This window comes from Parendozoicomonas callyspongiae (genome assembly GCF_023502345.1).
Classification (GTDB): domain Bacteria; phylum Pseudomonadota; class Gammaproteobacteria; order Pseudomonadales; family Endozoicomonadaceae; genus Sansalvadorimonas; species Sansalvadorimonas callyspongiae.
On sequence record NZ_JAMFLX010000010.1, the window covers coordinates 132,374 to 143,000 of the forward strand.

Sequence of the window (10,627 nt, forward strand, 5' to 3'; positions counted from 1 at the left end):
TCATTTTGTTGGTAACTTCAGGATTGTCCTTATGAAGAAATCTCAGAAAGGTTTTCTCCAGATGTTCGGAGGCAAAGGCCGCTTCCGTCACGGTATTCATCCGGAGGAACACAAAGAGCTAACTGAGCACAAGGCTATTCGCCGCATTCCTTTCTACAAGGAAATGGTGTTGCCTCTGTCTCAGCATCGTGGCGCGCCTGCCAAGCCCATCGTGGTTAAAGGTCAGGACGTGGTACGTGGCGAGCCTATCGCTGAAGCTGGCGGTTTTGTATCTGCGCCGCTGCACGCGCCTGTTACCGGTACTGTTGTTGCTGTCGACAGACTGGTCCCAATGCCGGATGGCAAGAAAGGCCCTGCGATTATTATTCGCACATGGCCGTCTTCTACCCAGGAAATCCTGTATAGCAAAACTGTTGATACCGATGCGATGTCTGACGACGAGCTGGTACAAGCCGTACAGAATGCTGGTGTCGTAGGTCTGGGCGGCGCCGCCTTCCCGACCCACGTGAAAATGAAAGCCCCCAAGGGCAAGAACATTACCACACTCATTGGTAACGGCTGTGAGTGTGAACCCTTCCTTACCTGCGACCACAGGATCATGCTCGAGTACGCCGAGAACATGATCAAGGGTATCCGTCTGGTTATGCAGACCAGCGGCGCCACCAAGGCCATTATCGGTGTGGAAGACAACAAGATGGACGCTGTCCATCGTATTCGCGAGGCGATTGCCACAGCGTCTGGCGACAACAGTGATATTACCTGTGAAGCCGTTGCGACCTGCTATCCGCAGGGCGCAGAAAAAATGCTGATCAAGAGCCTGCTGGATCTGGAAGTTCCATCCGGTGGCATTCCTGCTGACATCGGCTGTGCTGTGTTCAACGTGGGTACCCTCGCCCAGATCGGTGAACTGGTACCCGAAGGTCGTGGTCTGGTTGAGCGTATTGTGACTGTGAGTGGTCCCGGTGTTTCCAATCCTGGTAACTACCTGGTACCTGTGGGTACTCCACTGCCTTACCTGCTGAAGCATGCGGGTGCGATTGAGGACCCTGGCATGGTAATTCTGGGTGGTCCGATGATGGGTGCCGCTGTTGCGACAACTGACATCGCCTGCACCAAGGGTATTACCGGTGTTCTGGTATTCGGACAGGAAGAGCTGCCTTCTCCGGAAGAGCAGGAAGAGATGCCTTGCATCAACTGCCGCGCCTGCGTGGAAGCCTGCCCAATGTTCCTGAACCCAAGCATGCTGGGTCGTCTGTCACAGAACGATCGTTATGAAGAGATGGCATCCAGGTTCAACTTGTGGGACTGCTTCGAGTGCGGTTGCTGCGCGAACGTCTGCCCATCCAACATCCCTCTGACTCAGCTGATTCGTGTCGCCAAAGGCGGCCACATGCAGCGGAACAAGGACTAACGGCAGGATTACTGAATAATGTCTGGACATCCCGATTTTCAAAAAAGAGTGTCTATGAAAATCCGGACCTCTCCGCATCTGAAAAAGACGCTGACGGTCCGGCAGATTATGGACAGTGTGACAATCGCACTGCTGCCAGTAAGCCTCTGGTCAATCTACCTGTTTGGTCTGAGTGCTTTCGCGCTGCTGCTGACGACAACGCTGTCCTGTGTTGGTACTGAAGCCCTGTTCAACCGTCTGGCTGGCAAGCCTGCCGACTCCCGCAAGGGCTTTTGGTCTCGTGAAAAGAGTGTAGTGATTACCGGTCTGCTGCTGGGCCTGACTCTGCCACCTGGCTTCGCGCTATGGATGGCTGCTCTGTCTGGCTTCGTAGCGATTGCCCTGGGCAAGGTGCTGTTCGGTGGTCTGGGTCAGAACCCATTCAATCCGGCTCTGGTTGGTCGTGCTTTTGCACAGGCTGCGTTCCCGGTTTCCATTACTACCTGGACTCCCGGCTTCCTGCCTGAGCGCTTCAGCTCCTTTATTCCATCTACCCTGGCAGCGCCATTTATGACGCCTGCTGATAGTTCAAGCTGGATCAATGCCCAGATCGACGGCTGGAGTGGTGCAACCCCTCTGAAAGCGATCGGTGGTGGTGGCGACTTCGCCAGCGTTTCTGATCTGATGTTTGGCACCATCTCGGGTTCCAGCGGTGAAACTGCTGCCCTGCTGATCCTGCTGTGCGGCGCATGGCTGGTATGGAAAGGCGTGATGGGCTGGAAGATTCCAGCGGCCGTTATGCTGGGTACTGCCCTGACCAGTCTGCCTTTCTGGCTGATGGATGCATCTGTTTATCCTTCTCCAGTGTTCATGCTGTTCTCCGGTGGTCTGATGCTGGCTGCAGTGTTCATGGCAACCGATATGGTTGGCACGCCGCTGACTGAGAAAGGTATCTGGATCTATGGCCTGATGATCGGCGCCCTGACCGTCATCATCCGTCTGTTCGGCTCTCTGCCTGAAGGTGCGATGTATGCGGTTCTGATTGGTAACGCCTGTGCGCCTCTGATCGACAGCTTCACCCAGCCGACCGTTTTTGGTTCACAAAAGCGCGCTGCTCGCAAGCCGGTGAAGGAGTAAGAGAATGAGTGAAACGATTCCTGCCGTGAATGTTGAGGACGAAGTAGTCGTTCCTGCACCACCCAGTTTTGCCATGTTCCGTACCCTGGCTGTGATTGCCATGCTGTCCGGTCTGTTCGTGGTATTGATTGTGCAGTGGGCTAACCCCTACATCGCTGCCAACAAAAAAGCTGCCACCGAAGCTGCGGTATTCAACGTGGTACCTGGTGCAAGCATCAGTAAGACCTTCATCCTTGAAGGTGACAAGCTGGCTGTTGCACCTGAAGGCGCGACCGGTACTCTGGTTTACGCCGGTTACGATAATGCCGGTTCCCTGATTGGTATGGCGATTCCTGGTGTTGCTACTGGTTACGCTGGTCCGGTTTACGTGATGTTTGGCTACAGCCCTGCAAAGGAAGCTGTGATCAAGTATCAGATCCTGACCATGACCGAAACTCCGGGTCTGGGTGACAAGGTTGTAACCGACCAGAAGTTCCTGGCCAACTTTGACAATCTGGTTGCCAAGCTGAACGACGCTGGTACTGCACTGGCTAACGCCATCAAGACTGTACCTAACAAGTCCAAGCAGCACCCCTGGGAAATTGACGCAATCAGTGGTGCAACCATCACTTCAACCGCCGTTGGTAATGCTATTAACAGCAGTGCCCAGCAGCTGTTGCCTGTGATCGTCAAGCAACTTCCTCTTATTAGAGAACAAGGGATCAAAGCGGAGGGCGCCAAATGAGCATGCCCAATCAATATGAGCAGGTGACTGCGGATACCTTCCTGAGAGGTCTTTGGGAAGAAAACCCGGTATTCGTCATGCTGTTGGGTATGTGCCCGGCACTGGCGGTAACCAACTCCGCGATTAATGCAATCAGTATGGGCCTGGCGACCACCTTCGTACTGGTGATGTCCAGCGCCCTGATCTCCATCTTCCGGAATTTTATTCCGAAGCAGGTGCGGATTGTTGCTTACATCGTCATCATCGCGACCTTCGTAACCATCGTTGACTATCTGATCCAGGCTATCAGCCTCGATCTGTACAACGCACTGGGTGCCTTTATCCAGTTGATCGTGGCGAACTGTGTCATTCTGGGCCGTGCCGAGTCTTACGCTTCCCGTCAGAAACTGGGTGCTACTATCGTGAACAGCTTTGGTTCCGGTATTGGTTTCACGATTGCGCTGCTGAGTATGGGTGCTGTACGTGAGATTCTGGGAGCTGGTGCTCTGTTCGGTGTAGGCATTATGCCTGTCGGCTTTGAACCATGGGTTGTTATGGTTCTGCCCCCAGGTGGATTCTTCGTTCTGGGTTGCTGGCTGATTATCTTTGCGTGGAACAAAAAGCGTAAAGAGCAGGCTCAACTCGATGGTGCTGTAGCTGGAGGGCAAGCCTGATGGAAGACAGTCTGTTTAGCATTTTTATGAATGCAGCTGTCGTCAGTAACTTTGTACTGGCGATGTTCCTCGGTATCTGTCCGTTTCTGGGTGTATCCAACAAGGTTGATACGTCCCTGAACATGGGCATGGCCACCACCTTCGTAATGGTGGTGAGCTCCGCAGCTGCCTATGCGATTAACCTGATCCTCAGCGACCTCGGTATCGAGTTCCTGCGCCTGATCTGTTACATCGCGGTTATTGCATCTTCTGTACAGCTGGTAGAAATGGTGGTTAAGAAGTTCAGCCCGGCCCTGTTCCAGGCTCTGGGTATCTTCCTGCCGCTGATCACCACGAACTGTGCGATTCTGGGTCTGACCCTGTTCCAGACCTCCCGTGAGTACGATTTCATTCAGAGCCTGGTATTCGCTCTGGGTGCCGGTGCCGGCTTTACCCTGGCACTGCTGCTGATGGCAGGTATCCGCGAGAAGCTGGAACTGGCCAAAACTCCCGATATCGCTCAGGGCGCTGCAATGACCCTGATGATTGGTGGTGTTCTGTCTCTGGCCTTTATGGGCTTCGCTGGTCTGGCGTAACTTGTAAGGTTGACAAGTATCGACACATTTTCCATCACCGTTCTGCCCTCTTGGGTGGTGGAAAATGTGTCAACACAATACTCTGTTAAGAGCGACGTAGTTAAGAGCTGTGCAGATAAAAGCTGATGATTGAAAAATATCTTATTGCTGTTGGTGTGATCTTTATGGCTTCGGCCGGTTGGATTACCGTCCAGCACTTGTATCGCAGTTTTGCCAACAAAAACCCCCAATGCGGCCCGTTCCGTGATGATGGAGGCAACAGTATGTGCAAGTGTTGCGAATCAAAACAGTATTGTGTCACCCGGCATGCCTGATAGCTTCTCCGCGCTTTAGAAAACTATTTGAATTATTCATCAATCCTGGCGATTAAAACTTACTCATACCCTGGCTTATCTTCATAAAGCCAGAGCTTTCCTGACCTGCGCACAAACCATGATCCAGTTTCTCCCTTTGTGCTGGTGAAGCTCTTTTCTTATCTCGTTAGTTAGAAAATCTGACACCTTGATTACTGATAGTTATTTTAATCAGTGATTTGATAATTGCTGGCAAAGTTTTGATATAACCAGCATGTTAGAGGGGCGTTATGAATCCAAAAATATCAAATAATGTGGCAATAAGTCTTTACCGTTCGCATTTGAAAAGTTTTGAAGGCAATTACCATAGTGTTCTGATAGAGCTGACAAGAAAGGGGAATAAAAAAGAATATGATGTTCTTACTACAATCCCGAAGTCGAAAATCAATGAATGTACTGTTTGTCAATATTTACCCGTTGATCCGGTTTTATACTGTAGTTCAAGTGATCGACACATACTTTGCCGAGAATGCCACAAAAAGCTGCCGGAGGATAACAAGGTATGTCCAAATTGTCGTTCACCTGATAAGCAGGATGGTGACGGTAAAATCAATAAAGAACAGGAAGAATTATTCAATAACATCGAGTACAGCTGCCCCGCCGGGTGTAATGAAACAATGGGCAAGGCATTATTGGAAGCGCATTTTCCAGATTGTGAGAAGTTCAGCTGTATAATCTGTGGGCTTACAGGCAATATTGAAGAGATAGAGAAGCACGAACCTGAGTGTAAGATCCCTATGGAAATGTGTGTTTACTGTGAGGGCAGTTATCCGTTTGATGGATTTATAAAACACCAGTCAGAATGTGAAAAGTTTCCTTTAACAACCAAGCTCTTTGATGGGACAACAATAACACTACCCAGAAAGCAAGCTCGTGATGTTAGTATTGTTACAGAAATATGTGGAGCGAAGAGCCCGATTGTCAGGGTTGTCGATGGTGATGGGAAAACCACGAGTTGTAGGCTATCGGACGAAAGCTGTCAGGCGATTAGAAATGGTATCCTACTTAGCTTCCATGCCCGTAAATCTACGGAAATTGTTCTGCCGACAGCACAACAAGAAAAAATAGGCAGTGAGGACAGGAAAGGCTCTGGTAGTTATAAATATGAAAAAATGGGGATATTTGGACAGATTTTCAATGAAGATTGGACTTTAAAAAATAATAGCGTAGATAGAGTTACTATATCGAGATTAGGAATTACAAATAACTATAGGGAAAGTGATCGAGCGGCTTTTATAGGTTGTATGCCTGTAAGAGTATTAGTTTCTAACACAAAAGAAGATGATCCTCGGCCATATTATTTAAAAGAACTCATGGTCTATCTCGGCTTCGATACAGGAACCGGCCCAGATCGCGACAGTAAAGAACTGTTTGTTGGTTTTGAAAGAAAGGTTTGTTCGGAAATTAATGACCATGTAGCGCTGGCAAAATTAAATCTTAGTGTAATGTTTGACGCAGGTGATTATTCTTATATTCAATTTGTGAAATTTAGTTTGTGGGAGTGGGAGCAATATGATAGCCATAGAGAGGAATTTGGACTTAGAATGATTAAAGCAGATGCAGATGTGAAGTGGTTGCCATTGAAACTTGACAGTGGTGATGCTGAAAAGTGTTTCAAACCGTCAGGTAGAAACGATGTGACTATTAAACAAATTCTTTCTTTGTAGAATCACTGCGCCGACCACCATTTTCGATAAGTGTATTGTGTCTCCATTCTTCTTAATTAACCAGTCTATTGTCATAATAACAAACAACTCTGACAATAAAGCAGACAAAACCTGAGTAAATTACAACTTGGTCAAGTCATAGTTAATATTTATTTACATTGGAAACTGAAAAAATGAATACAAGCAGTACGGATCGAACCACACCAGGAACGTTACCTGCTATACCTGCCATAACTTCTGGTGGAATGGTACCTGCTGCAACAGCAACAGCAACAGCAACAGCAACAGTGAGTGGGGTTGCCTCTTGGGCTGGTCGTGAGGTTGGGCTGGTACAACAACCGTTTGTGCCACTGCAACATTCGATACCACCGCACGGTTTTCCCCTTCCGTCATATGAGGAGGCAATCCAGCCAGGTCGGTGGAGAACAACTTGTGCGCCTCCTCTGGACTTTGGTTCATTTTACCCTCAGCCGACTCCATACCCAGCCGCGCATTCATTTTACCCTCAGCCGACTCCATACCCAGCCGCGCATTCATTTTACCCTCAGCCGACTCCATACCCAGCCGCGCATTCATTTTACCCTCAGTCAACTTCATACTCAGCCGCGCATTTATTTAGAAGCGATCAGACAGTTTCTCAGGAGCCAGCAATAAAAAGCGGTCGGTATGCTTCTGTAATCACTCAGGCGATACAGAGTTTTTCTGAGAATAAAGCAACCGTCAAACAAATTTATCAATACCTCACGAGTACATATCCGTATGAGGATAAAGAGTTAAATTTTGATGTAATTAGAAGCACACTATCATCGAACCAAAAATTCATCAAAACAAATCAGCGTGGAGGGAAGGAGGCTGCTGGTCAAGGGCGCTACTGGACATTGAGACACACTGCAGGGGCACAGGAGCCAGAACCTGAGACCGAAGATCTTAAAGAAGCTGGATTATATAGAAAACAAATTATTCTTCCAGTCGTCATTGATGCGATCAATGATCACGCGGAAAAAAAAGCAACAAGCAAACAAATCAGAGATTACTTGCTAACAAAATACTCATGCTATAAGAAAGAAAAATTGAGTGTTTGCCTGGGGATCTTGCTGTCAGCGTCTGACCAATTCGTGAAAACAGAAGAAAAAGGCGGAGGGAAGAGTTCTGATGGTCAAGGTTACTATTGGGTAGTAAGGAATTAGATTACAAGATTTTCCAAAGTAACAAACAGGCACCGCCTGACGTGAGACCCGCTGGCTCTTAACGCCATTCAATCCAGTAAAAAGCAGGGTTGGTGACCAGCGTATGCAGAAGAATCCGCAAGACTGTGGCTATTGTTAAACACCGGATATCTCAAACTGTTAAAAACGAGACATGTCTAACTGGAGTTAGCACTGACAGCATGTTAACGCCTATCACAGTACTTTGAAGGGTTGGATAGCAGGTGTTTTTCATGGCGTTGCGACAAAATACTTACCACATTACCTGGGCTGGCGCCGGGAACTGAGTGCCGATAAAGAACTTACACTGGAACGCCTGTGCGAAAAATAGCAAGTCATTGGGGCTATCAACCGTTGATGGGAACATAGCGATCATAGATACTGTTTGGCAAGAAATGATAATGGCTTGCAGTGTTAATGTGAAAGGTATAAAAACATATATAATCTAAAAGATAATTATTATAAAACCGAATCGTTCATCGATATGAAACAATTATTTCGCCTCATTCAACTAACCGTTTTAACCATATGGCTATTCATTATTTCTATAGTTGGTGCCTCTGCGGATCAGGAAATAAAACGGCTGGTTGTATTCGGCGATAGTCTTTCCGACGATGGCGGAAACAATTCCACCTGGTTCCTGCTAAAAACACTGAATGGCTTGACCGGTGAGTCGGGAATTAAGCATATGCAGCCCTGGATGCGGGGCTGGCTTGCAGAGCGAATTACAAATTACAATTGGTTCTGCGAGAACACTTCAATTAACTGTCCCAAGCATGAGATACGAGCTTTAAAAGCCCTGATAGCAGTGACTGAAAAGTCGGGAGCTATCCCGATTGCTCCTAGGGACCACTATTACCAGGGGCGTTGGAGCAATGGGCCTACCTGGCCCGAGTACTTTGCCGGAATGATCGGTCTTTCAACAAGTGATAAAACTGTTTACCGGAATGAATCCCATGCCGGGGGCTGGTCTTTGTGCCTGGGGGACAAAGCCATGGGCATTCAGGATTTGACCGGGGATATCAAGACTGTGGTTAAAAACATGGTGAATGGTAGTTTGATTCCTCCCTGTCTTGAGTTGCTGGTTAAAGCCTATCTGTATAGGCACGAGAAATTTTCTGAGAACGATCTTGTGGTCGTATTTTTTGGAGGTAATGATTATTTAAATCGTTTTCAGGCTCCTGAAAGAGTTATTGAAGCTCAAAAAGTCATTATTGAGACTGCGATTGAAAATGGTGCCAAGCATATTGCTTGGGCCAGTATGCCGGATTTGTCAAAAACACCAAGATACTATCGTGATGCTTTTAAACCTCAGACTGAGGAAATATCAAGACTGGTTCAGGAACATAACCGACTGCTGGAAGAAGAGTGGGAACTGCTGCAGATAGATTATAGTGAGGGAGGAGTAACAATCGCTCTGGTTGATACCAAGGAAATTTTCAGTGATATTCTTTCCAATCACCATTTGTATGGGTTATCGGTCACCGACAGACCCTGCAGCACAATTCCTGCTCCAGGGTTGGAAGACCCGGTTCCCAACAATGTTCATGAAATCGTGCTGCCAAGAGAAACAGCTGTTGTGACCACTGGTGAAGTCTGTCAAAACCCGGATGAGTACATGTTCTTTGACAGCGTTCACCCGACAACTGCGGCGCATAAGCTGATTGCCACCAAGGCCTGTGAAATTATGCGAAGAGAGGGGTACCGTTGCAGTTCCTGAAAAGGCTGACCTGCTTCGTATATCAACAACACCTTTGGCAATATTGTCTATTTGAAGGCTGCCATCAGCGCCATGGTCATGGAGCTGGTGGGTTGTCGTAGTAGCTGACTCATATCCAGGCTTATCTTCATAAAGCCAGAACTTTCCTGACCTGCGCACAAACCATGATCCAGTTTCTCCCTTTGTGCTGGTGAAGCTCTCTTTCTTATCTCGTTAGTTAGAAAATCTGACACCTTGATTACTGATAGTTATTTTAATCAGTGATTTGATAATTGCTGGCAAAGTTTTGATATAACCAGCATGTTAGAGGGGCGTTATGAATCCAAAAGTATCAAGTAATATGGCAATAAATTTTTACCGTTCGCATTTGAAAAGATTTGAAGGCAATTACCATAGTGTTCTGATAGAGCTGACAAGAAAGGGGAATAAAAAAGAATATGATGTTCTTACTACAATCCCGAAGTCGAAAATCCATGAATGTCCTGTTTGTCAATATTTACCCGCTGATCCGGGTTTTATACTGTAGTTCAAGTGATCGACACATACTTTGCCGAGAATGCCACAAAAATCTGCCGGAGAATAACAAGGTATGTCCAAATTGTCGTTCACCTGATAAACAGGATGGTGACGGTAAAATCAATAAAGAACAGGAAGAATTATTCAATAACATCGAGTACAGCTGCCCCGCCGGGTGTGATGAAATAATGGGCAAGGCATTATTGGAAGCGCATTTTCCAGATTGTGAGAAGTACAGTTGTAGAATCTGTGGGCTTGCAGGCAATATTGAAGAGATTGAGAAGCACGAACCTGAGTGTAAGGTCCCTATGGAAATGTGTGTTTACTGTGAGGGCAGTTATCCGTTTGATGGATTTATAAAACACCAGACAGAATGTGAAAACTTTCCTGTAATGACGGAACTCTTTGATGGGAGTAGAAAAAAACTACCCAAGAAGCATGTCCGGGATGTTAGTCTGGTTACAGAAATATGTAAAAAACGACGTCCGACTGTCGAGATTATCGACTCTGACGGGGAAGCCAGGCAGGGCAGGTTATCGGACGAAAGCTGTCGAGCGATTGGAGATGGTATTTATAAAAGCATTCTTGCCGGTAAATTTATGGAAAATTTGCCGACGATAGTACAACAAAGAATCAAAGACTCTGGTAGTTATAAATTTCCAAAAATGGGGCTATTTAAAAAATATC

At 47.2% G+C, this 10,627-nt stretch carries 11 protein-coding genes and 1 pseudogene; 11 read left to right on the forward strand and 1 reads right to left on the reverse strand.

Going from position 1 to position 10,627, the window contains the following annotated elements; all coding sequences use genetic code 11:
• Positions 1 to 31 precede the first annotated feature (31 nt).
• From rsxC to M3P05_RS09410, 10 genes and pseudogenes are all read left to right on the forward strand, one after another.
• The gene (gene rsxC / locus M3P05_RS09365; RefSeq protein ID WP_249699296.1) at positions 32 to 1,411 is read left to right on the forward strand and encodes an electron transport complex subunit RsxC; all 1,380 of its coding nucleotides are present in this window, start codon (positions 32 to 34) and stop codon (positions 1,409 to 1,411) included.
• Between the two features lie 54 nt (positions 1,412 to 1,465).
• A complete protein-coding gene (locus tag M3P05_RS09370; protein WP_249699297.1) occupies positions 1,466 to 2,527 on the forward strand; it encodes an RnfABCDGE type electron transport complex subunit D in 1,062 nt (353 codons plus the stop codon).
• A 4-nt stretch (positions 2,528 to 2,531) separates the two neighbouring features.
• On the forward strand, positions 2,532 to 3,251 hold the full coding sequence (locus M3P05_RS09375) for an FMN-binding protein (RefSeq protein ID WP_249699298.1): 720 nt from the start codon (positions 2,532 to 2,534) through the stop codon (positions 3,249 to 3,251).
• Positions 3,248 to 3,904, forward strand: coding sequence for an electron transport complex subunit RsxE (rsxE, locus tag M3P05_RS09380; RefSeq protein WP_249699299.1), 657 nt, complete (start codon positions 3,248 to 3,250; stop codon positions 3,902 to 3,904). Before M3P05_RS09375 ends, rsxE begins: the two co-directional genes overlap by 4 nt.
• Positions 3,904 to 4,479, forward strand: a complete 576-nt coding sequence (locus M3P05_RS09385) for an electron transport complex protein RnfA (RefSeq protein ID WP_249699300.1) — start codon at positions 3,904 to 3,906, stop codon at positions 4,477 to 4,479. Before rsxE ends, M3P05_RS09385 begins: the two co-directional genes overlap by 1 nt.
• 125 nt (positions 4,480 to 4,604) lie before the next feature.
• Positions 4,605 to 4,793, forward strand: coding sequence for a hypothetical protein (locus M3P05_RS09390; RefSeq protein ID WP_249699301.1), 189 nt, complete (start codon positions 4,605 to 4,607; stop codon positions 4,791 to 4,793).
• Positions 4,794 to 5,062: 269 nt separating this feature from the next.
• Positions 5,063 to 6,499 (forward strand): RING finger protein, encoded by a 1,437-nt coding sequence (locus M3P05_RS09395; protein ID WP_249699303.1) that lies wholly within the window; start codon positions 5,063 to 5,065, stop codon positions 6,497 to 6,499.
• Positions 6,500 to 6,672: 173 nt separating this feature from the next.
• Positions 6,673 to 7,686, forward strand: a complete 1,014-nt coding sequence (locus M3P05_RS09400; RefSeq protein WP_249699304.1) for a hypothetical protein — start codon at positions 6,673 to 6,675, stop codon at positions 7,684 to 7,686.
• A gap of 196 nt (positions 7,687 to 7,882) precedes the next feature.
• Positions 7,883 to 8,073, forward strand: a pseudogene (locus M3P05_RS09405) (IS1595-like element ISEnu2 family transposase); the annotation flags it as partial.
• Between the two features lie 115 nt (positions 8,074 to 8,188).
• Positions 8,189 to 9,424 carry an SGNH/GDSL hydrolase family protein gene (locus tag M3P05_RS09410; RefSeq protein ID WP_249699305.1) on the forward strand — a complete coding sequence of 412 codons (1,236 nt, stop codon included), beginning with the start codon at positions 8,189 to 8,191 and terminating at the stop codon, positions 9,422 to 9,424.
• A 47-nt stretch (positions 9,425 to 9,471) separates the two neighbouring features.
• Here M3P05_RS09410 and M3P05_RS09415 read toward each other — a convergent pair whose 3' ends face one another.
• A complete protein-coding gene (locus M3P05_RS09415) occupies positions 9,472 to 9,657 on the reverse strand; it encodes a hypothetical protein (protein ID WP_249699307.1) in 186 nt (61 codons plus the stop codon).
• A gap of 240 nt (positions 9,658 to 9,897) precedes the next feature.
• On the opposite strand from M3P05_RS09415, the gene M3P05_RS09420 reads away from it, so the two are divergent.
• Positions 9,898 to 10,627, forward strand: a 730-nt coding sequence (locus M3P05_RS09420) for a hypothetical protein (protein ID WP_249699308.1), incomplete at its 3' end; no start/stop codon positions are given.

What these genes read in the sequence shown, in the direction of transcription:
- M3P05_RS09375 (WP_249699298.1), top strand. Translation starts at nt 2,532, where the DNA reads ATGAGTGAAACGATTCCTGCCGTGAATGTTGAGGACGAAGTAGTCGTT.
- M3P05_RS09390 (WP_249699301.1), top strand. Translation starts at nt 4,605, where the DNA reads ATGATTGAAAAATATCTTATTGCTGTTGGTGTGATCTTTATGGCTTCG.
- M3P05_RS09410 (WP_249699305.1), top strand. Translation starts at nt 8,189, where the DNA reads ATGAAACAATTATTTCGCCTCATTCAACTAACCGTTTTAACCATATGG.
- M3P05_RS09400 (WP_249699304.1), top strand. Translation starts at nt 6,673, where the DNA reads ATGAATACAAGCAGTACGGATCGAACCACACCAGGAACGTTACCTGCT.
- M3P05_RS09370 (WP_249699297.1), top strand. Translation starts at nt 1,466, where the DNA reads ATGAAAATCCGGACCTCTCCGCATCTGAAAAAGACGCTGACGGTCCGG.
- rsxE (WP_249699299.1), top strand. Translation starts at nt 3,248, where the DNA reads ATGAGCATGCCCAATCAATATGAGCAGGTGACTGCGGATACCTTCCTG.
- rsxC (WP_249699296.1), top strand. Translation starts at nt 32, where the DNA reads ATGAAGAAATCTCAGAAAGGTTTTCTCCAGATGTTCGGAGGCAAAGGC.
- M3P05_RS09395 (WP_249699303.1), top strand. Translation starts at nt 5,063, where the DNA reads ATGAATCCAAAAATATCAAATAATGTGGCAATAAGTCTTTACCGTTCG.
- M3P05_RS09385 (WP_249699300.1), top strand. Translation starts at nt 3,904, where the DNA reads ATGGAAGACAGTCTGTTTAGCATTTTTATGAATGCAGCTGTCGTCAGT.